Genomic DNA, 20515 nt, shown 5'->3' on the forward strand with positions numbered 1-20515 from the left:
ATCGTTCGGAGGTGGTCTTGGTATGTTCAATCAACTGAATCGGTACGGTAAAAACTCGGCCTGGGCCGTCGCCGTTCTGGCCATGCTGCTCATGGGCACGGCCTGCAGCAACGACAAGGACGGGAGCGATGCTTCCCCTTCGCCTAGCGTATCCGCTTCTGCGTCACCCGCATCGTCGCCTGAAGCCTCTCCGTCCGCGCAGCCGGACGCCGGCGCTTCCGCCACTCCTGAATCGTCGCCTTCCGCGGCTCCTTCGGGCGCGGTCGAAGAGAAAGAATCGACTGGTACGTATAACGGTCAAATCGACAATCATTCGATCGAGATCGAAAGCGCCGATGGCGTGCGGGCGTATCAGATCGACGACGCGACTTCGGACAAGCTGTCCGGTTGGGACGACGGCGTGAAGGTCAAATTCAAGTACAAGATCAATGAGATCAAAGGCGAGAGCGAGACGATCGAGCAGTACGTCATCACCTCGATCGACAAGCAATAATCCATGTCATTCCAATGAGGTGAGCCCATGCGAGCAGTGCTGTGCGGCGGAACCGGATTTATCGGCACCCGCTTGGCCGAATCCCTTTCGGCACGCGGAGACGAAGTATGGATCATAACCCGGAGCAAGCCTGCGGCGCCAGCCGCAGGCTTGCTTTATGCAACCTGGGATTCGTGGCTGGCCGATCCCAGCTTGACGGGTCCTGTCGATGCCATCGTCAATTTGAGCGGCGCGACGATCGGCCGCAGATGGACGTCCGAATCCAAAGCGCTTATCCTTTCCTCGCGCATCAAGGCCGCCCAACGCATCGAAGATGCCGTCTCGCGCATGACAAGCCCGCCGTCCGTGCTCGTAAACGCCTCCGCGATCTCGCTGTACGGCCATTCGGAGTCGTCGGGCGGCCGTTATCCGATGCCCTTCGACGAGAGCTCGCCTCCGCGTCCCGAAGATTTTCTGAGCGAGACGATCGTAAAATGGGAGGCGGCCGTCGACCGCATTCCGATCGACCGCATCGTCAAGCTGCGGATCGGTCTTGCGCTGGGAAACGGCGGAGGCTCTTATCCGCTGCTCAGCCTGCCGACCAGACTGTTCGCCGGAGGAAGACTCGGCAGCGGCCGCCAGGGTATGCCCTGGATCCACATCGACGACATCGTGGGGCTTATTGCGCTCAGTCTGGACAACGAAGCGATCTCCGGTCCCCTCAACGCGGTCGCGCCGGAATCCGTCGACAACGAAGCCTTCGGCCGGACATTGGCAAAGGTGCTGGGGCGTCCCTATTGGCTTCACGCGCCGGCCTGGGCGATCCGGGCAGCGCTCGGCGAGATGTCCGCGCTGCTGCTGACCGGGCAATTCGCGATTCCCCGCAAGGCGCTGGCGAACGGATACGTCTTTCGGCATCCGAAACTCGAAGAGGCTCTTCGGGACTTGAAGGAGCGGCGTTAGCGCACTATGCCCGAAGCGGCGCGCTTGGCACGCGGAACCGGTAAATCGAACCGGCCATCTGGAGGCAGTCTCCCGCTTCGAGCGGATAAGCTTCGTAAGGCGCCATCGGACTTCCGTTGAGCCAGCTTCCGTTGCGGGAACCCAAATCTTTGGCGAGCCACTTTCCTTGCCGTCGCAGCATCTCCAAATGCGCTCTGGATATGCCCCCCCGAGTCGTCGACATGCTGAGCTGCATCCCGCGAACGACCGATGACCAAAGACTCGGCTTTTAGCGGGATTTTGCACGGCCGTTCCGCGGACTCCCATTCCAGATAGCATTCTGCGGAGACGGCCGCCTGCGGCGAAGCCAGCAGCTCCGTAGCTTCTCTCCTGGCGGACAGCCATTCCGTATGCGGACGATCGTTAATATCCGTTCCGAACGTCTCCCCGACGCTTTCGGACTTTTCCGTAAAAGATCCGAATCTTGCAAACGGCGCGGCATCCGGCGCGCGAGGCGCCTCGTCTGCTTCGGGTTCCGACCAAGACGGATTGAACATATGCCGTTCCGGCACCGGTCCGCCGGCAGCCGGGCGGGCCTCAAGCTCCCGATACGCCTCAGCCCGCTCCCTAAGCGGCCATCCGTTCCACAGATACAAGCATAACCCCGCGCAGGCCGTCGTTGCCCCCAAGAACAAGACGAGACCTCGCGTGCCCGGAGCTTCCGCATAAAGGGTTTTCCAGGCGATGCCCGCCGCGACGACGGACATCGCCACGAGCCATGTCCGCCATCTGGCGGCGCTCATGCCGCCGGGCATCGCGCCATTGCCGGCCGCCGCCTCTCCTTCCGCTACGGCAGCTGTCATGCCTTCTGCGCGCTCGGGATCAAGACGGTTCAGGTGATGCCGGGATGCATCATTCTCTCTCCAGCCGCGCAGGCGAATAAGACAACGGCAAGTCGGGCTTCTCCGGCAGCTGCGATGCACCGTTCGCCCGCGCGTCCGCCCTCCTTTCCTGTTGAACCGCACGAAACTCCAAGCCCGCCTCTATCCGTTCCAAAGCTCCTTCGTAACGATCGGCGGCCAGACTCATTCGTCCTGCGCGCTCTTCCGCGCGCTCGCACAAATAGCTGCGCGTGTATGTACGCAAAGACGAAGGCACGAATTCTTCAGAAGCGGTCATTTCAAGCAGTTGCTGCAAGGCCGCGCCATCCGGCTTTTCGGTGCGCATGACCCATCTGACGATCAGACGCTCAAGCCCCGTTTCGTCTTCAGCCTTCCCGTCGTCGGCAAGCGGCAAATAGGCGAACCGCAAATCATGCCAGCCGCTCCCGGCAAAAATAAATTCGTCTCTCAGCAGCAACCGCTTAAAATCCAGCATATGGTCATGGCATTGTTCCGCCGTTTCGGCCAGCTTGCATAGCGCTGCCATCGCGTCGGTCATCGTCCACCGTTCGGTACGCAGCATCTGGCTCAGCATTTTGCTGCTCCCCAGGCGATAACGCAATGCGATCCGGCCGTCCGTTTCTTCGACAGCCAGCGGCAGCAGTCCGGGCACTTCGCAAGCATGCAGCATCCCCGTCTGGGCGGCGTCCAGTTCTTCCCTCCGCCATGGCGCCGACGTCCGTTCGAGAATCATCCAAAGTCCGCGCCGCTGCTCGAATCTCGTATTCAGTCCGTTCATGGTTTCCCTCCCTATCTCCTTCGTTCGTCGTCCGATGCGGCGCGCCGCTATCCGACGTTTAGAGCCAGCAAGGCATATGCCGGCGCGACGGCCAACATAAATGGAAACTTCGCGCCTTTGCCAGCGCGAACCGGGTGCGCTCCCCACGGCCAATCGAGTCGAAGCGCCCAATTCCGAAGGACCGGCAGTTTTAACATGAGCAGGAGCGCAGCGATTCCTCCCGCGAACAGCAGCGAATAGACGGCCAGCTCCAGCGTCGCTGCCGCGCCCGCCCATACGCCGTAGGCGGCGAACCATTTGACGTCCCCTGCGCCGAGTCCCCGGACCGCATAAAGCAGAAAGAAGGGAATCGCCCCGGCCGCGAACCCGCCGATCGTCCACCAGATGCGTCCAGGACCGTACGCGGCCAATTGAAAAAGAAAGCCCCCGGCGGCGAATGCAGCGCACAATATATTGGATATTTCCATTCGCCTGATATCGCTCCAGCAAGCGAAGAGCAACAGCACCGCAGTCGCAACCTCCGCGATCGTATTCACGGTTAACCTCCTTTTCCGGCAGACTTGGCCTGCACCTCGAACGACCGTTGAAGGCTGCCGCCGCTATATTCAGCCTCCCATGCCCACTCGCCGGGCGTCGTGTTCCCCGAGACGAGCCAGGTCCAAGAAACGCGTCCCGACGCGTCGGCCGTCGCTGCGCCCAGATATCTGGCCTGGCTTAAGCCGCTCTTGTAAACGACCTTGAGATCGACCGCGGCGCCCGGGTCCGCTCGCAAAACCAAGGTCACCCTGCGGCCGCGCTGAACGGGCGAAGGCTCGAGCGAAACGAAGGCCAGCGATCCCGCTCCCCCGTTCGGCTCCGGAGCCGTGCTGCCTAGACGCTCTCCCCCCGTCCATACGCGTTCCCTGACGGAAGCCCGAAGGATGAGCGGCCGTCCGGACCACGGAAACGAAAAGGGCAGCCTGTACGCCGCTTCGAGCGTCAGGTAAGCTTTGGCGGGATCGCGCGAATCCGGCAATTCAACGCGCGTCAGCTTCATTCGCGAAGCAGGCAGCATCGACTTGCTTAATCTCGCTGCGACGCGCGGCTCCAACGCCTCCTTTGCCAGAAGCGCATCCGGATACCACCCACCTGCCGCGAAGCGTTCGGCCCAGTCGGAGAGCGGTTCCGGCAAATACGGCGCAAGCTTGCCGACGGTCTCCTGAGGCCCTGCCAGCTTATCCTTCCAATTCGAATAGACTTCCGCAGCCGAACCCGAAGCGTCTTCCGCTGCCGTCAAGCTTTCGGATAAAGGGTACCACACCGACGCCGTCTGCCTGGCCGTTTGCGACAAAGCGCCCTGCAACGCCATGGCGACGATCGAGGCATGAATCAAGTAAATGAAGAACAGAACGCAGATCATGACCGTCGGCATCGTCAGCGCCGCTTCGAGGGTCAAGCTCCCCTCGCTGCCCGCCCGTTTGTCACTGATAAGCGGTATCCGCCGAAAAAGCCGTCTCATAGCGATTCTCCTTCACCGTCCCCCGCCAGGACACGCTCTTCCCCACCAGCTTCGCGGCCCCCGGCAAAAACCATAACCTCACCGAGGCTGTTCCTCTGGCGCTTACATATGTAAAAGCCTCCTGGAGATCGACGTCGAGCCTGCTTTCGATCAGCGCGAGCCTGCGAGCCGTCTGTCCGTCCGAGCTTCCGTGCAGCAGCAAAAAAAAGCCGGATATAATCTTTATAAAATGTATCGACCTTCGCATATTTGGAAAGCGGGATAACGCCCCGTTCCAGCAAGCCCTGGATATCCTTGAGCGCTTCGGTAATGCCGTAAAGCGCGGCTGCCGCAAGGACGAGCAGCGGATGACCGTAAGAGCGGCATTCGATCAGCCCCTCCATCGTGCGAATCGCCAGACGCAGCGCGAACAATTCGCCATATGCCGCCGCGATGTTGGCCGCGGGATTGCGCAGCCCGTATAATACGTACTCGTTCTCCTGCTCGCCGGGCATCAGCAGGCCCTCGCCGCCTCCGTCAAGAAGCGAGCGTACTTCGGACGGGTCCGCCGTCGTGAAGCGAGAATAGGAATATTCGGCGAAATAGACGGCGTCGCGCAACCCCGTCACCCCGTCTCCCAGCGCATCCAGCCATCCGTCCGCGGCCGCGAACGCCGCCTTGCGTCCCTCGGCCGCATCCTTGGGCAGTCCCGTCGCGGCCGCTTCCTCCTGCCCTTCGTTCCAGGTTAAATTCCGTCGGTAGAGCCAATCCAGCCGTTCGAAGGCCTGCTTTTCCTCCGGAGACGATCGCATGCCGGCGAGCATGGCGAGGAAGGCGGAAGCGCCGGACCAGGCGGTACGCGATTGCTTCTCCAGCGAACGGCGCTCTTCCTCGCCTGCCCTTTCGGACTTCAGCGCTTCGCGGCGGCCGGCCGTCGCGCTGCCCGAATCTCCGTGCTCGTTCGCGAAGCCCGACAGCAGCGTTTGAAGGCGTCCCGCCCCTTCGCGCAGCGCGCCGTCCATACCGGACGAGCCTGGTGCGGCGTTCAAAGAGACCGACATGGACGCTGCCGCGTCACGCAACCCGAGACCATCGCTGCGGATGCCCTCCAGCTCGGCCCTGTATCGGCTCCAGTAATCGTTAGTAAGAATCAGATCCGAGGCCGTGCGTCGAAGCTCTTGCAATGACACCGCCTCGGCGCCATCGAAGCCGCCCTCCCCCCGCCTCCGCAGGCCATTCGGCCGGCGCATCGGCAGCGCGACCGGCGTCGGACGCGATTCGCTCCATTTCCTGATTCGCGCCCTCGGCTTCCTCCAACGCTTTCAATGCTTCATCCAGCGATTTTTCGAGCGTGGAAAACGCTTGTTCCGATTTGCTAGAAAGCTGTCCCGCAAGCTGGACCGTACCGCGCTCGTAAGCTGCAATCTGCGCTGCGTACCGTGGCCCTTCAGGGGGTGCGGGCGTCGGCGAAGGGGAGGGAGAAGAACGCGGCCCCGGCAACGGCGAATCTCCGTTTTGCTTTTGTTCAGCCTCCCGGCGCAATCTCTCCGCCTCGTATTGCCGCCAAGCTTCGGCCCGTGCAGCGTCTTCCGCCCGCTTCGCCGAATAATCCGCGTACATAAGCGCCGCATCCGCAACATCCTGAACGTCGCCGGCGGATCTGCCGCCCGCCATCGGCACGGGCGGCCGCGGAACGATTCCTTTGAAAGCTGCCGACATGGCTTCCCCCCGCTTCGATCTGGCTCGCCAGCGCGCGGTCCAGGGCAGCTTCGCGTCTTTCATAGGCTAGACGCATCTCTTCGAGCAAATCGGACGTTTTCCGGGCTTCCTTCATCAAGGTTGGCAGACCCTTGAACCGCGAAGCCAGATCCAGCGTCAGGTCGATCGGCGCCTTGTACTTCATTTCCTCCAGCACCTGCCGCTTGAACACGGCATGGGAGCCGAGCGGCCGGCTCTCGACGACCTCTCCGTCGCGCCAGGCCGTATCCAACAGCCGCAACGCTTCGGCATCTTCGGGATCGCGATGCCCTTCGAGCACTTCAGACAGCAGTGTTTCGGGAGCGCCGCCTCCGACCGCGAATAAGCCGTAGCGTTCGTACAACACCGGATCGTACGCGGACAACACGCCCCTTGCGCCGGCTTTGATCGACAGCTCCGCCTGTTGGCGGAAAGCCGCGATCCGGCCGAAATCGATCAGCGTCCCCGTGAGAAAAATCATGGCGGCCATGACCGCCGCCATATAGATCGATACGGCGCCAGAAGACGTCCGCCCGAACCGGCGCGGACGAATCGTTGCGTTTTCGCCCGCGTTACTGCGCATCGGCCTTCCTCCCCAATAGCGAGCCTGCTTTGTCGAGATACGCGTCGGCGCCGCTCCCCTCCCGCTTCGCTCTGGCTGCGTAGTAGCGTACAAGATCGAACGTTCGCATCCATTCCGCGGGCTCCGTCACCGGTGCGGACGCTTCGGATGCAGCAACCGCAGAGCCGCGCAGCAGCGCTAACGGTCTCAGCTCGCCCGGATCCGCCGCCGATACTTCGATCTCTCGCCGCAGCCCGCCTCGCGCGTACCCAACGCTGCCCCGCCAGTTGCCTGCGAGCGCCTCGGCTGCCGGAAGCAGCTTGCGAAGCGTCAGCCGTCCTCCGGGATCCGCCGCCCCGGGAAAAGCCAGCGCCTCCCTCGTCTCGCTCCCCGATTCGCCAGCCGCCCAGCCGAACAGCCCTTGCAGCAGCGCGTCATCGGTCAGACGCCAGTACAGCCCTTCGTACCGGCCCTCCTCGTAAGCGCCTGTCGCGAAGTCGCTATCCGCGTGACTCCAGTTATAAGCCGTCCGTTCCGCCGCAACGGCGGATTTGAAATGGACAATCGCCTTCTGCGCCGTAAACAGCGCGTAGAACGCAAGCAAAAACGTGACGATCAGCAGCGCCGGCATGAGCATGCTCGCCTCTAACGAATATGACCCCGATGACTCTCGCCAAAAGGAAACGCCAGCGGACAGCCGACGCCGACGAATCGAGCGAACGGCATGCGTAAGGTTGCGGCCTGCCGTCTTCATTAACTGAAAAACGAATCCGACTTGTCCTCGACCTTGCCGAACAGCCGATCCAGAAAATCCAATATCCAATCCCTGAACAGGACGGCGATCGCGATAATCACCGCCGCGATCAACACGATCTCGAGCGTGCCGAGCCCCTCCTCGCTTCTCCAGAATGCGTTCAGTTTGCCGCGCGCGTACGATCCGAGTTTGAAAGAAAGACGGCGAATGTTCATAAAATATCCCCCTGTTAAAAATCAAATTATTCGGTCGCCATCAGCAAGATCGAAGGCGTCCCTACCAGCACCAGAATGATGAGAAAAATGACGGCGAGCGGAAACGCCAGTCTGGAGGAGGCGCGTTCGCCGAGCGTTTTGGCTGCGGCCTTGCGCTTTTCCCACAACGTTCGGGACAGCTCCCGGAGCGCGGTCACGAACGTATCGCCGCCGCGTTTTGCGTTCATGAGCAGCGTCGTTGCGAACAACCTCGCCTCGGGCACGGCGCATCGGCGTCCGAATTCCTCCCAGACGAAAACGAATGACTCTCCGCGCCTCATCGCCGTCACCGCGGCTTCGAGCTCCGCGTAGAGCGGATGGCCCGTCTTGACCCGCGCGCTTGCCGGTCTTTCCAGGCATCGCTCGAGCGCACGGCGCACATTTTCGCCCGCGTTAACCATCAGCAGCAGCCGGTTCAGCATCTCCGGCAGCTCCATTACGATCTCTTGCCTGCGCTGCTCCAGCTTGCCGTTCAGTTCCTTTCGCTTCATCAGCGGCAGGAGCGCCGACATCAGCGCGCCAAGACCAAGCAGAACCGGCCGATCCGCAAGCCAGCTCAGCATGGCGCCTGCCAGCAGCGCCGTATATGCGTAGGCGGCGCATTCGGCCGCATGTCGCTGCAGCGGCGCAGTTACATCTTGTCCGCCCCATAAAACCGACAACGCGGCCTGTTCGCGATGCAGCTTCGGGGCGATGCGCCCCCAAAGCCGCTTGCGCGCGATCAGCGTAAGCATCGGATCGAACAAAAAGTGCCGGGGCTTGCTCCATCCGCGGCTTCGGCTTACCTGGACGAACTGCAATCCGTATCCGGCGAGCAGCACCAAGGCAATAAAGCCAAGCGCGAACCGCATCATAACCTGATATCCATAATTCGCATCATCCAAGCGCACACGCCGGCCAACGCCGCCAGGCACAAGGTAAGCACGAGCAAGCCTCCGCCGCGGTATAGCGGCTGCATATAGTCGCCGGCGAAAAAGCCGAGCAGACCGACGAAGCCGAACGGCATAACCATCATGAGCCTGGACTCGAATTTTTTCTGGGCGATCAGGACGCCGACCTCCAGCTCGACCTCGAGCTTCTCCGCGATCAAGCCCGAAGTGCGCCGCACGACCTCGACGAGATCGCCCCCCCGATCGCTTGCAGATGCGGAACGCCTCGGCGAAGTTCCCGATCTCCTCCACGCCGCTGCGGACGGCCAAATCGCTTAGCGACAGCTCCAGCGGTTCGCCGTTGCGCAGCCGGTTCGTCACCGCGCGTAACTCCAGAAGCAAAGGCGCTCCCGGGTCGCCGATCAGCATCGCCATGTCCGCTTCCAGCGCGCCGAACGCGGTCTCGACGGAGCTGCCGGCGGACAGCAGCGATGCCAGCGTCTGCAGCATGTCCTTAAAGTGAAGGCGCAGCCGCTCCTGCCTGCGCAGCCGCAAATGTCCCGCGACCAGCCTCGGTCCATACCAGCCGCACGGCGTCGCGAGCAGCGCGATCAAGGGCTGCCGATAGAGCAGCCATACGGCCGCGAAACCGACGAAAGCGGCGCCCGCCGTCGCGTACGCGCGTTGGGAACGGCTTAGCGCATATTCGCGGTAATCCGTCATGCTCATGCCGTCGCCTCCTCATTCGTTTCCTGCCGACCGCGGAGCTTGCGCACGTTCGCGAGCTCGCCCGAGCGCCGAAGCAAGTCCCTTCCCGTCCCGCCCTCCGCCTCAAGCAAGAAGAGCGGGTTCAGGTCCACCTCACCGTCCCGAAGTCCCGCGATCTCGCTGATCTCGACGACGCGCCGGCTGCCGTCCCTGAATCGGCTCAGGTGCACGATGATGTCCAGCGCCGAGGCAAGCTGCCGCCGTACGACGGATACCGGCAGCTCCGAGCCGCCGAGTACCATCGTCTCCAGCCTCGACAGCATGTCGCGGGCCGTATTGGCATGGCCGGTGGACAGGGAGCCCTCATGCCCGGTGTTCATCGCTTGCAGCATATCGAGCGCTTCCTCGCCGCGCACCTCGCCGACGATGATCCGGTCCGGCCGCATTCGCAGCGAGGCGCGGATGAGCTCGCGCATGCCGATCCGGCCTTTGCCCTCGGTATTGGCGTTCCGAGTCTCCAGCGACACAAGGTTCGCGATACCCGGAATCTGCAGTTCGGCTGCGTCCTCGATTGTAATGATGCGTTCATCCTGCGGTATCCAGCAGGCGAGCGCGTTCAGAAACGTCGTCTTGCCCGAGCCGGTGCCGCCGCTGATAAAAATGTTGTACTTGGCCTGCACGAGCTGTCGCAGCAGCGCAGCGGCATCCTGGCAGATCGCGCCAAGCTTCACCAAGTCGTCCATGCCGAGCGGACGCGCGGGAAAACGCCGGATCGTGACGATCGGCCCTTGCAGCGCGACCGGCGGCAGGACGACGTGCACCCGCGAGCCGTCGGGCAACCGCGCGTCCACGATCGGCGAAGCTTCGTTGACGATCCGGTTGACCTGACCGACGATCGACTGGATCAGATCCTCCAGCCGTTCTTGGCTCTCGAAGCTAAGCGACGCGCGCTGCAGCCGTCCGTTTTTCTCGAAAAAGATACGGTCGTGCCCGACAATCATAATCTCGGTGACGTCAGGGTCGGCAAGCAGCGGCTGGAGCGCGTCCAAGCCTCTGAAGGAATGGAAGAGCCGGCTGACGGCCGCCGCCCGCTCCGCGGACGTCAGCCGGCGTATGCGCGGCTCGGCGAACAGCTCGCCCTCGATGAGCGCCCGCAGCTCGGCATCGCTGACTGCCGCATCCCACGCCAACCTCGACCGCACACGTTCGCGCACGGATGCGATCTCTTCCGTCCTCAGTCCCGCGTCGATCATGCGTAGACGCCTCCGGCCGCCGCCCGTTCCCGAAGCTCGCCCCCGCCCGGACGATGCCCCTCGGGGCGCGGCGCATAGCCTGAGCGACCCGGCTTGGAGGTTCGTTCGCCCGGTCCGGCATATCCAAGCGCGTCGAGCAGACGATCGACGCCGCCGGCGTAAGCGGCGGATCCCAGAAGCGCGCCGATGTCGGAGACGCGCCTCCACTGCGCGATATCGGGCAGCGTCAGCCACTGCCCGCCGCCCGGCAGCCGAAGCGCATCTGCGGACGGTTCGCCCAGCGCTTTGTTCCAAATAAAAGTCGACTTGCCGAACAAATCGGGCAACCGCTCTCCCCACTCCCGCAGCATCGATTCGGTCTTGCGAAGCAGTTGGACGTCGTCCGACGCGATCCAGCAAATCCTGCCGCTCAGCTCGAGCAGACGCTGCTGCCAGCCGGCGAACCCCCCGTCCGGGTCGGCGACGATCAGATCGAAGCCGCCGTGCCGCCGCAGCGCCTCGATCAGCGCCTCCAGGCGCTCCGGCGTCATGGCGAGCAGCTCGGCAGGATGATCTGCCGGCTCGAGATGGCCCGCACCGACCATCGACCGCCTGGAACGAAGTCCGCGGATCCGCTCCTCCGCGGAGGACGGGTTCGAAGTCAGCTCATACAAAAGCAAGGACAACCCGTTCGTCTCCCCCCCGTCCCGTTCCTCGCCGCCCAGCAGCGGCCCGACGCCGCAAAGCGCCTCCAGATTCAAATACATGACGCTGTAACCTCGCTCCGAAGCCTGGCGCGCGATATGTAGCGCCAGCGTCGTCTTGCCCGCGCCGCCGCCGGCCGAATAGACGGTCCACAGCTCCGCCCCCCTCCGACGGCTTGCTCGCTCCCGCCCCGACCAATCTTCGAATCTCGGCCGCAAGCCGCGGGAGCGACTGGTACTGCGCGATGGCAGGCAAGCCTTCGTGCATCTCCGAATCGCCGCTCTCGGTGAGCACGACGACCTTCGCGCCGCCGGACGACGCCCGGACGACCGCAGGCAGCAGCGTCTGCTGAACGATCAACAGATCCGCCCCGCGTCCGCTCCGCAAATGCAGCTCCAGCGCGTCAGCCTGCGTGAAGGCCGCAATCTCCGCCAGCGGGTCCCGCTCCTTCAAATAAAGCGCCAGCCGGCTCGCGTACCCCGGCTGCGGCGCGGCTACGACCAGCCGAATCCCCATCTAATCCAGCTCCTCCCTATCGCCGGCAACGACAAAAAAGCACCGCCGATTCCGATGTCATCATCGAAATCAGCGGTGCTTCCGCATGCCGTACGTTTGAATATATTTCTAAATTATCACGGCCCGGCGCCCGGCGTCAATCCTTTTTCCTTGCCGTTGCCAAAGCCGTTGCCAAAGCCGTTGCCCCATCGTTGCCGCGCGCGACCGCCCGACCGACGGTCACATCTTCGTCAGCCGCACGTCGTCGATATGCAGCGTCGTGCCTCCGGGCGAATCCACGTAGAACCCGACGTCCACCTGCCCGTTCGTCACGAAAATATTGCTGATGCTGATATACTTCCACACGCCGTCGTTCGAGATATTGTAGTATTGCGCCGTGCCGCCGTAATTCGAGATCTCCGCGCGGGCCGTCGTCGGCGTCGTATTTTTGAGCCGGACCCGGGCTTCGAATTTGTAGTTGGCGTTGTTGACCGGCACGCTCACGACCTGGTGAATGCTCTGCTGATAGGCGCCCGCGAGCCAGAAAAACGCGCGCTTGTCCTGCGTCCAGGGCGACTCGGGCGGATTGGTGCCCGACCCGCTGTCGATGCCGAACGCGAGCGTCTGCCCGGTCGGATGCCACTCCGACCAGTTGCTGTTGTAGGCCGTGTCCCGGTCGAAATCCCCGTTATCCAGCAGGTTCAGCTCGGACTCGGGCGTGCCCGGCGTTGCAGAAGCGACCAGCAGCCGGTCGAGGTTCACGTTCCCGCTGTTGCCCGCATCATACTTGAAGGCGATCAGGTTAACGCCCGCGCTAAGCGTGACCGTCTTCGTGACGTCCTGCCACACGTTCCAGTTGGCGCCCGGACTCGCGAAGCTTATCGAGCCTGCGCTCGCGCCGTTCACGTACGAGGTCAGCGTCTTGGTAGAACCGGTGCCGTTCGCGTACCGCAGCGCCAGCGTATAGGTGCCGGCCGCAGGCGCGTTGACCCGGAATTCGGCCTGCCCGCCGACAGCGCTCAGGTTATCCGCGAACGCAGCGCCCGAATAAAACCAGTGGTCCTTGTTCACGCCTGCGCCGCCGGACAGCTTCGCGCTTTCCGCTTCGTATTTGGCAACGGCGGCCGCGTACGGAACTTTGACGTAGTCCAGGTTCGCATTGCCCGTGTCGCCCGCATCGCTGTCGTACTTGTACGACAAGCTGTTGCGGCCCGCCTCGAGCGGGATCGTCTCCGTCTGCGTCGCCCAGGTGTCCCAGTTCGCCTGGTTCGCAAGCGTCGTTTGCTTGACCCGCTTGCCGTTGACGTAAATGCTGAGCGTCTTCGCCGAACCGGTCGAATTGGCATAGCGGAGATCGACCGCATAATCGCCGCCCGTCGCCACGTTCGGATAGAAAGTGACGGCCGCGCCGACATTGCCGAGTCCGTCGACGAAGCCCGTTCCCGCATACCCGCTGTGGTTGTTGTTGACGGTCGCCTTGGTCGAGGTCGTATTGCCGGACAAAGAAGCGTCCTCGGCCTCGTACTGCGTCGCGGTGTCCGTCACCGTCGCGGATCCGCTGACGACGACGATTTTGGCCGATGCCGCGCCCGCCGCGAGCTTGACGTACGTGACGTCGCCGTAGACGTCCTTCGTCTTCGTCCAGCCCTCGCCTGAAGCCGCGCGCAGGGCGTTCAAGCTGGCATAGGAGGTCGCGCTCGAACCGCCGATCGTGACGCCCGTGCCCGCTTTGCCGTGAATGGCCGCGAGATAATAAGCGACCGGCGCCGCGTACGTGCCGCTCTTGGCGCCGACGCCGAACGAGATGCCGCTCGCGCCGTTGTCCTGCGCCGTCATCGTCTGCTTGAAGAACCCGGTGCCTTCATAGTTGTAGGTCGTGCCGTCGTCGTCGTAATACGTGAAGCTCGTCTGCGCTGTGTCCGGGAACACGTCGACGTTGATCGTGGACACCGACGTTTGTCCGGTGTAGTCCAGCACCTTTTGCGTCGGGATGATCGCCCCCCTTCTTGACGAACACGGGAATGTCGCTCCACGTGCTCGCGTTGACCGGATAGCTGATCGTCTGTCCGCCCGCGTACGCGGTGCCGCGGAAGTAGTCGATCCAGTTGCCGGTCGGCAAATAGACGGACTTGGACGTCTGCTGCTTGTCGACGACGGGCGACGCCAGCAGCCAGTCGCCGAACATCCAGGCGTCCAGGTTGTTTTTGGCGTTCGTATCCGTCGGATAATCGTACAAGAGCGGACGGACCAATCCGACGCCCGTCTCGTACGCGCTCCGCTCATAGGCGTACATATACGGCATCAGCCCGTAACGGAGCTGGATCGCCGACTTGGACGCTTCCTCCGCGGTGCTGCCGTATACCCACGGCTGGCGCTGCTGATGATTGTTGCCGTGGACGCGGAACACGGGAGTGAAGGCGCTGAACTGGATCCAGCGCGCGTACAGCTCCGGCGACGGATTGCTCGTCGTGCCGTCCTGCTGGTTGAAGCCGCCGGTATCCATGCCCCACTTGGGCTGCCCCATATTGACGGAGGACAGCATGGTCGCCCGCTGCTCCTTCATGCCCGCGGCCCAGTTGATTTTTTCTCCTTTGTACCATTGAATCCCGATATCCCCGGACCACAGCGTCGTGGCATAGCGCTGCGCGCCGGGATAGAAGGTCCGCGCCGTCTGCCAGACGCGGTTCGTCGAGGAATAGGCACGCTGTCCTTCATAGATCGCCTGCGAAAAATGGGTCGTGGTGAAATTGCCGAACCAGAGCGTGGTGCCGCCGGAGGACACCTTGTCCGTCTCGTCGTTCCACCAGCCGACGATGCCTTTGTCGAACGCGCCTTTGGAGTGATCCCAGTACCAGGCGCGTTCCGCGGAATTGTACGGGTCGATGCTGCGCACGGTCACCGGAATAAAATAATCGGTGTACGCGCCGTGACCCGGATACCAATAGCCGCCCGTATTCGCGTCGATCGCCTGCTGGGTCGTATGGCTGGACAGGTCGGTCGTGACGATGCGCGGCTTGGTGATGCCGATCATTTTCACGCCCTTGCCGTCCATCGTCGTCTTGAACGCCGTCGTGGACGCGCTCGGGAAGTTCGTCGTATTCCACGTGAACTCCCCGTAGTTGTCCTGACCGTAATTTTTCCAGTCGTAATCAAGGCCAACGCTGTCGAGCGGAATATTTTTCGCCCGGTACGTGTCCACGTTCGCGAGCAGCTCCGTCTGATTCGTGTCCCACTCGAAGTTGGAGAAGCCGAGCGACCACTTGGGCATCATCGGCGATTTGCCCGCAATGTCCGAGTAAGAGCTCATAATCTGCTTGGGCGAGCCGAGCATGATGTAGTACTCTACGTCGTTCTTCGTGTACCGTCTGCCCTCCGTCGGCGTTCCGCCGTAGTAAAACTCCATCTTGCCCGTCGCCGACTCGGTGTACGGATAGCCGCCGTCGCTGTCGACCAGCACGCCGTAGCCCGCCGTCGACCAGATGAACGGACCGCCCGCGTCGCCCTGCTCGCCCGCATGGGCGCCGTGGCTGTTGTCGTTGCGCAGCAGGTCGCCGCCGTCCTCGAAGGCGTTGTAGCCGCGAATGCCGTACATATTGTCCGCCGTATTGTGCAGGAACCGCACGCCGTCGTAGAAGACGCCGCCGGACGACGGCTCCCAGAACAAAGTCGTGCCGTTCGACTTTTTTGACGGTGAGACGCGCCGGGCTCTTGGCGATCTCGATCTTCATATCGGCCGTCGTCACCGTAATCGGATCGCCGGCCGTATTGATCGTGGCGCCTGCCGCGCTCCAGGTTTTAGAGGCGTCGATCATCGGCGTGTCGGCGCTGGCGGCGACCGAATTCGGCCGGTAGTCCACCTTCGCGATGCCGGAGGCGAGCACTTTAATTTCGAGAATATCGTCGCTCGGCTCCGCGCCGTTGTCGATCGTCAGCGTAAGCGTATCGCCCGACACGCTGCTGGCGGTCACGTTGCCCAGCGCGCCGACATAGGCGTACGCCGGACTTGCGCCAATAGGCGCAAGCAATGCGGCGCCGAGCAGAACGGCGGTGAGCAGACTCGCGCTTTTCCGGGCCAAACTTCCATAGAAATGACGCACCATCGGCAGCCTCCCCAACCATAATAAAATAACCGTTGCTTACCAGCGGATCGCTACGTTGTCCAGGTTAATGCCCGATGCGTTGCCCGCGTCGTACTGCACGCGAATCGTGTTCAGACCCGCGTTCAGGGACGCCGTCGTCGTCGCGGTGCTCCACGTATCCCAGTTCGCCGTCGCCGGCAGGGAGAGATCGGTCACCTTCGTGCCGTTCTTGTAGATCGCTCTCGACGCCGCGCCGCCGCCCGCGCTGTACCGGACGTCGATCGAATAGGTGCCCGCCGTCGGCGCATACACCTTGAACTCGACGTAGTCGCCGGAGGTCGCGAAGCCGTCTACGAAGCCCGTGCCGAGATAGCCCGTATGGTCGGTGTTCGTGGATACGGCGTTCAGCGTGCCGAACTCGGCTTCGTATTCGTTCTTGTCGACGCCGCTCAGCACGACCGAACGCGCGGACGCGCCGGACGAGATTTTGACGTAGACGAGCTTCGCGACCGTGTCGTAATACCAGCCCTGCGAAGCCGAGGTCAGACCGCTCAGCGTCGTTTGCTGCGTCAGCGCGGAGCCGTCCTTCGTCACCGAGGAAGGCTTCTTCGTCAGCACCTGCAGCGTGCTCGTCGTCGTCAGCGCGGGCACGGACACGGTCACTTGGTCCGAGCCGTAATTTTCGGTCGACGTGATCGTCTTCGTCGTCGAACCGTCGTACCAGCTGTAAGAGGTCGTCCCCTGCGGGAAGACGCGGAACGTCAGGTTCGTGTAGTTGGTCAGGTCGTTGCCGATCGTGCCGCCGACCGTGTACGTGCCGTTCAGGTTCATCGGCAGGATCGCGCCAGCCTTGGCGAACACCGGCAGATCGTCGACCGACGCATAGTAGCCGATCGTCTGCGAGCCCGGACGCATCGCGCCCCACCAGAAGTCGACCCATTCGCCGGCCGGCAGATAGACGCTCTTGTTCGTCTCGCCCTGGTTCACGATCGGCGCGACGAGCAGATTGTCGCCCAGCATGTACTGCGCGGTCAGACCGTACGTATTCGTATCGCTTGGATAGTCGAGCACCATGGCGCGCATCAGCGGCACGCCCGTGTCGCTCGATTTTTTCCCTTCGCTGTACAAATACGGAATGAGGTTATAACGCGCGTTGATGAACTTCTGCGACGTCGTCAGCACGGTCGGGTCGCCCGTGCGCGAAGCCGCGTTCCATGGCGAACGTTCCTCGCTCGGCGACGGCGACGCCTTTTCCGAGTGGAACTGCATGACCGGCGAGAACGCGGCCATGGCGATCGAACGCTTGTACAGCTCCGCGGTCGGGTACGAATCTCCCGTAAAGCCCGCCAGATCCCAGCTCGTAAACGGAACGCCCGAGATGTTGGCCGTCAGCCCGGCGAGCACCGCCTGCTGGTAGGCGCCGAACGTCGACTCCTGGTCGCCCGCCCAGAAGATCTGGTTCTTCTGCGCCCCGCTCGTGCCCGAACGGCTGAACGACACGGAATTCGCGTTTTTGGACAGCGCATACGCGTTATACGCCCCGACGTACTCGTTCGGGTACTGATTGCGCATCTCGTCGCCCTTCTTGCCGTTGCTGAACGTAAGCGATCGGCCCCACACCATTTCGCCGCCGTCCGTCTTGAAGCCGTCGATGCCGATGCCGTCGAACAGGTAGGCGCGTTTGGACATCCACCAATTTTTCGCCGCCGCGTTCGTAAAGTCGAGCAGCAGGCTGTTCTCGAACCACGAGCCCGCGGGCAGCCGGTACTGGCCGCCGCTGCCGTCGCCGACCGCGTAGCCCTGCGACACCATATAGGACTCGTCGTTGTCCTTTTGCGTGTACGCGTAGCTCGTATACTTCTGGATCGGCACCTGCCAGAGCACCAGCTTCATCCCGGCGTTGTGGACGTCGGTCGCCATCTGGGCCGGGTTCGGCCATTTCGTGCCGAAGGTGAAGTCGCCGTACGAGAACGCCGCGCTGCCGGTCTTCGGCGTGTAGGTCGCGTCGTTAAAAATATAAAACGTGTTCTCGTCGCTCCACTGCTCCAGCACGACCGCCGAGGCGGGAATGTTGTTCGTGCTCGCGCTGCTGAGCGCGGCGGTCACCTCCGACTGCCGGTCCCACTCGTTCGCGGACATCCACAGGCCGAACGCCCACTTGGGCAGCATCGCCGGCTTGGAGGTGATATCCGTATAGTTGGAGACGACGTCCTTCAGGTCGCTGCCGTAAATAAAATAGTAGTCCAGCAGCGAATTCGAGCCTCCGCCGGTATTGACCGTGAAGTTGTACATATCCGTGCGCTCGGTCGCCATTTTGAACTTCGAATAATACGTGGAGTTGACGTAAATGCCATAGCCGTTCGTGTTGATGAAAAAGGGGATCGCCATGTACGTCCGGTCGTTCTGGTTTTTGTACTGGTTGTAGACGTAGGTGTCCACGTCGTAGCCGCGCTTCTGGAAGTTGTTGTAGTGCTCGCCGAAGCCGTAGAACTGCTCGCTCGTCGGCGAATACAGGTTGTCCTGCACTTTGTCGATGACGTTCGAGCCGTCGGTCAGCCACGCCATGTTCTTGTTGACCGAATTGTCGTATTCGCGCGCGATCAGCGTCGTGCCGTCCGGCTTGTACACGCTGAGTTTATACGGGTTTTTATCGATCCGTATTTTGAGCGCACTCGTGCTGATCAGATAATACGTCGTGTTGTCGGCAAACGTATAATTGCTCAGTCCCGTCGCGAGCGTGCCCGTCCCTTTGGGAGACAGCTGCACGCGGAACACGTCTGCCGCCTGAAACGAGATGCCGATCTTGGGCGACATCGTCCCCGTATTCGGCGTGGCGCTCAGCGTCACCTTGTTGCCGCCGTCCGTATAGCCGCTCACGCTGGCGACGGATTCCCAGCCCGTCACCGTGAACGTGAACGGACCGATCGTCTTCTCGTTCGCGCCGTCCTTGTTCGCATGGATCGTATACGTGACGACGTCGCCCTTGGCGAAAGTGCCCATGTTGATTTGCCAGTAGCTGTTGCTGCCGCTGTTGTACTGCCAGGTGCCGTTGATAACCGACTGCGCAGCGCCGTTTTTCGTCCAGGTGATCCAGGTCGCCTGTCCGCTCTCGATCGGCCAGGTGGTCAGCTTGAGATAGACCGTGTCGCCTGCGACCGGATCTCTTGGATAACGCTCGGTCGGCTGGACGTCGTACAGATCGTCCGTGCCGTATGGCGCGTGATAAACGCCGGAGATGGCGAACGCGCTCGCGGGAACCGCCAGCAGAACGACCAATCCGAGCAACAGCGCCGATGCCAGACGGGAATGCCATCTTGTTTTCATTACGTCAATGCCCCTTTCTCAAAATGAGTGTCGTATTGCGTCAGCAGTCTGCTTACCCGCCCCTCGACTTGCCGCGCTGACCGTTACATGACGCATCCCCCCCTCTCCAGGCGCGCCGGATGGACGCTTCAAGGCGTACCGGCCGCGTTCGCAGCCGCGCCGTCCGTGCTTGCAGCGCCTCCCGTACCCGCGCCGGGATTCGGATTCGGAATGCGCACCGTCACTTCGCCGCTCGCGGTGAAGCCCGCCAGCCACTGCGGCACGAGCTCGTTCAGCCGCTGCTGCCGGATCAGCTCCACGATCCGGTCCTTGGCCTGCTCGGCCGTCTCCGTCGATGCCGGCTTGCGATCCGTCAGCTTCAGCAAATGATAGCCGTACGCGGTTTTGACCGGCTTGCTATAGGCGCCTGTTTTCAGCTGCCCGGCCGCTTGCTCGAGCTCCGGCGCCGTCTGTCCCGCGGACAGATAGCCCAGGTCGCCGCCCGCTTCCCGCGTCGCGACGTCCGCCGAAAACTCGGCGGCCAGCTTGGCGAAATCGGCGCCCTTGGCGAGCTCGCCGTACAATTCCTTCGCCTGGTCCTCGGTCTTCACCAGGATGTGCGACAAGCGGACCTGCGCGGGGTGATGGAACGACGCCTCGTTCAGCGCGTAAAACTGCGCGACCTGCTCGTCCGTCACTTTCAGCTCGGACGCGAACAGCTTGCCGATCTGCAGCTGCATCTTGATCTGCGACGCGTAGCCCGCTTCGTCCAGCCCGACGGAGCTCAGATAGCTTTGAAAATCAGCCTCCGACGCGAACGAGCCGCGCATCTTGTCCATGCCGGCCTCAAGCTCCTCTCCGCCGACGGTCAACCCCTTTGCCGCAGCCTGCTCGTCCGCGAGCCGCCGGATGACCATCTCCTGCAGCGTCTGCGCGCCCACTTGCCGGAGCATCGCTTCGTACAGCTCGTCCTTCGTAATGTTCGTTTGGCCCACCGTCGCCACGATGCTTGCCGATTGGCCGGCGTCCGCCTGTGGGGCGGCACGAGCCTTGGGCTTCGCTTCGTTCGCTACGGCGTAAATCGCAAACGAAGCGACTGCGATCAGTACAGCTAATCCCCCGGCCGTCAGCCATTTTCTCATCATCGATCTCCCCCTGACTTATTCAGACTTAAAGAACGCAAAAAAAACCTCGAGCATGCGAACTTCCCGCTTCTGAGGAAACCGGATGCATTCTCGAGGTCAGA

19 protein-coding genes are annotated in these 20515 nt (G+C 62.5%); 3 read left to right on the top strand and 16 right to left on the bottom strand.

Annotated features, from left to right (window positions below; genetic code table 11):
* Window positions 1–22: 22 nt before the first annotated feature.
* Window positions 23–493, top strand: a complete 471-nt coding sequence (locus tag OMP40_RS02105) for a hypothetical protein (protein WP_277528739.1) — start codon at window positions 23–25, stop codon at window positions 491–493.
* A gap of 27 nt (window positions 494–520) precedes the next feature.
* The gene (locus OMP40_RS02110) at window positions 521–1435 is read left to right on the top strand and encodes a TIGR01777 family oxidoreductase (RefSeq protein WP_277528741.1); all 915 of its coding nucleotides are present in this window, start codon (window positions 521–523) and stop codon (window positions 1433–1435) included.
* On the opposite strand, the gene OMP40_RS43030 is transcribed toward OMP40_RS02110, so the two are convergent.
* From OMP40_RS43030 to OMP40_RS02180, 14 genes are all read right to left on the bottom strand, one after another.
* A complete protein-coding gene (locus tag OMP40_RS43030; protein WP_277528743.1) occupies window positions 1432–2277 on the bottom strand; it encodes a hypothetical protein in 846 nt (281 codons plus the stop codon). The two genes, OMP40_RS02110 and OMP40_RS43030, sit on opposite strands and share 4 nt — an antisense overlap.
* Window positions 2278–2326: 49 nt before the next feature.
* Window positions 2327–3094, bottom strand: a complete 768-nt coding sequence (locus OMP40_RS02120; protein WP_277528745.1) for a DUF6382 domain-containing protein — start codon at window positions 3092–3094, stop codon at window positions 2327–2329.
* Window positions 3095–3141: 47 nt separating this feature from the next.
* On the bottom strand, window positions 3142–3630 hold the full coding sequence (locus OMP40_RS02125) for an A24 family peptidase (RefSeq protein WP_277528747.1): 489 nt from the start codon (window positions 3628–3630) through the stop codon (window positions 3142–3144).
* A gap of 2 nt (window positions 3631–3632) precedes the next feature.
* A complete protein-coding gene (locus OMP40_RS02130; RefSeq protein WP_277528749.1) occupies window positions 3633–4529 on the bottom strand; it encodes a hypothetical protein in 897 nt (298 codons plus the stop codon).
* A 59-nt stretch (window positions 4530–4588) separates the two neighbouring features.
* On the bottom strand, window positions 4589–5761 hold the full coding sequence (locus OMP40_RS02135; RefSeq protein WP_277528751.1) for a hypothetical protein: 1173 nt from the start codon (window positions 5759–5761) through the stop codon (window positions 4589–4591).
* Between the two features lie 335 nt (window positions 5762–6096).
* Window positions 6097–6891 carry a TadE/TadG family type IV pilus assembly protein gene (locus OMP40_RS02140; protein ID WP_277528752.1) on the bottom strand — a complete coding sequence of 265 codons (795 nt, stop codon included), beginning with the start codon at window positions 6889–6891 and terminating at the stop codon, window positions 6097–6099.
* Window positions 6881–7501 carry a hypothetical protein gene (locus OMP40_RS02145; RefSeq protein WP_277528754.1) on the bottom strand — a complete coding sequence of 207 codons (621 nt, stop codon included), beginning with the start codon at window positions 7499–7501 and terminating at the stop codon, window positions 6881–6883. The genes OMP40_RS02140 and OMP40_RS02145 overlap by 11 nt, the downstream gene beginning before the upstream one ends.
* 122 nt (window positions 7502–7623) lie before the next feature.
* A complete protein-coding gene (locus OMP40_RS02150) occupies window positions 7624–7839 on the bottom strand; it encodes a Flp1 family type IVb pilin (RefSeq protein WP_277528755.1) in 216 nt (71 codons plus the stop codon).
* Between the two features lie 26 nt (window positions 7840–7865).
* Complete coding sequence (locus tag OMP40_RS02155) at window positions 7866–9476, bottom strand: type II secretion system F family protein (protein ID WP_277528757.1); 1611 nt, start codon at window positions 9474–9476, stop codon at window positions 7866–7868.
* Window positions 9473–10708: a CpaF family protein gene (locus tag OMP40_RS02160; RefSeq protein WP_277528758.1), complete on the bottom strand. Its 1236-nt coding sequence runs from the start codon at window positions 10706–10708 to the stop codon at window positions 9473–9475. The genes OMP40_RS02155 and OMP40_RS02160 overlap by 4 nt, the downstream gene beginning before the upstream one ends.
* Window positions 10705–11454, bottom strand: a complete 750-nt coding sequence (locus OMP40_RS02165; RefSeq protein ID WP_277528760.1) for a P-loop NTPase family protein — start codon at window positions 11452–11454, stop codon at window positions 10705–10707. Before OMP40_RS02165 ends, OMP40_RS02160 begins: the two co-directional genes overlap by 4 nt.
* Window positions 11354–11908, bottom strand: a complete 555-nt coding sequence (locus OMP40_RS02170; protein WP_277528762.1) for a hypothetical protein — start codon at window positions 11906–11908, stop codon at window positions 11354–11356. Before OMP40_RS02170 ends, OMP40_RS02165 begins: the two co-directional genes overlap by 101 nt.
* A 219-nt stretch (window positions 11909–12127) precedes the next feature.
* Window positions 12128–13837, bottom strand: a complete 1710-nt coding sequence (locus OMP40_RS02175) for a CBM35 domain-containing protein (protein ID WP_277528764.1) — start codon at window positions 13835–13837, stop codon at window positions 12128–12130.
* Complete coding sequence (locus OMP40_RS02180) at window positions 13749–15551, bottom strand: glycoside hydrolase family 31 protein (protein WP_277528766.1); 1803 nt, start codon at window positions 15549–15551, stop codon at window positions 13749–13751. Before OMP40_RS02180 ends, OMP40_RS02175 begins: the two co-directional genes overlap by 89 nt.
* A 44-nt stretch (window positions 15552–15595) precedes the next feature.
* On the opposite strand from OMP40_RS02180, the gene OMP40_RS39655 reads away from it, so the two are divergent.
* The gene (locus OMP40_RS39655; RefSeq protein WP_338130994.1) at window positions 15596–15739 is read left to right on the top strand and encodes a hypothetical protein; all 144 of its coding nucleotides are present in this window, start codon (window positions 15596–15598) and stop codon (window positions 15737–15739) included.
* Window positions 15740–16023: 284 nt separating this feature from the next.
* On the opposite strand, the gene OMP40_RS02190 is transcribed toward OMP40_RS39655, so the two are convergent.
* Both OMP40_RS02190 and OMP40_RS02195 read right to left on the bottom strand, forming a co-directional pair.
* Window positions 16024–19290 (bottom strand): TIM-barrel domain-containing protein, encoded by a 3267-nt coding sequence (locus OMP40_RS02190; RefSeq protein ID WP_277528768.1) that lies wholly within the window; start codon window positions 19288–19290, stop codon window positions 16024–16026.
* Between the two features lie 128 nt (window positions 19291–19418).
* Entirely contained in the window at window positions 19419–20414 is a 996-nt protein-coding gene (locus tag OMP40_RS02195; protein WP_277528770.1) for a peptidylprolyl isomerase, read from the bottom strand.
* Between the last annotated feature and the right edge of the window lie 101 nt (window positions 20415–20515).

The organism is Cohnella rhizosphaerae (assembly GCF_029525575.1).
Classification (GTDB): Bacteria; Bacillota; Bacilli; order Paenibacillales; family Paenibacillaceae; genus Cohnella; species Cohnella rhizosphaerae.

What these genes read in the sequence shown, in the direction of transcription:
- OMP40_RS02105 (WP_277528739.1), top strand. Translation starts at nt 23, where the DNA reads ATGTTCAATCAACTGAATCGGTACGGTAAAAACTCGGCCTGGGCCGTC.
- OMP40_RS02110 (WP_277528741.1), top strand. Translation starts at nt 521, where the DNA reads ATGCGAGCAGTGCTGTGCGGCGGAACCGGATTTATCGGCACCCGCTTG.
- OMP40_RS43030 (WP_277528743.1), bottom strand. Translation starts at nt 2,277, where the DNA reads ATGACAGCTGCCGTAGCGGAAGGAGAGGCGGCGGCCGGCAATGGCGCG.
- OMP40_RS02120 (WP_277528745.1), bottom strand. Translation starts at nt 3,094, where the DNA reads ATGAACGGACTGAATACGAGATTCGAGCAGCGGCGCGGACTTTGGATG.
- OMP40_RS02140 (WP_277528752.1), bottom strand. Translation starts at nt 6,891, where the DNA reads ATGCGCAGTAACGCGGGCGAAAACGCAACGATTCGTCCGCGCCGGTTC.
- OMP40_RS02145 (WP_277528754.1), bottom strand. Translation starts at nt 7,501, where the DNA reads ATGCCGGCGCTGCTGATCGTCACGTTTTTGCTTGCGTTCTACGCGCTG.
- OMP40_RS02150 (WP_277528755.1), bottom strand. Translation starts at nt 7,839, where the DNA reads ATGAACATTCGCCGTCTTTCTTTCAAACTCGGATCGTACGCGCGCGGC.
- OMP40_RS02155 (WP_277528757.1), bottom strand. Translation starts at nt 9,476, where the DNA reads ATGAGCATGACGGATTACCGCGAATATGCGCTAAGCCGTTCCCAACGC.
- OMP40_RS02160 (WP_277528758.1), bottom strand. Translation starts at nt 10,708, where the DNA reads ATGATCGACGCGGGACTGAGGACGGAAGAGATCGCATCCGTGCGCGAA.
- OMP40_RS02165 (WP_277528760.1), bottom strand. Translation starts at nt 11,454, where the DNA reads ATGTATTTGAATCTGGAGGCGCTTTGCGGCGTCGGGCCGCTGCTGGGC.
- OMP40_RS02170 (WP_277528762.1), bottom strand. Translation starts at nt 11,908, where the DNA reads ATGGGGATTCGGCTGGTCGTAGCCGCGCCGCAGCCGGGGTACGCGAGC.
- OMP40_RS02190 (WP_277528768.1), bottom strand. Translation starts at nt 19,290, where the DNA reads ATGAAAACAAGATGGCATTCCCGTCTGGCATCGGCGCTGTTGCTCGGA.
- OMP40_RS02195 (WP_277528770.1), bottom strand. Translation starts at nt 20,414, where the DNA reads ATGATGAGAAAATGGCTGACGGCCGGGGGATTAGCTGTACTGATCGCA.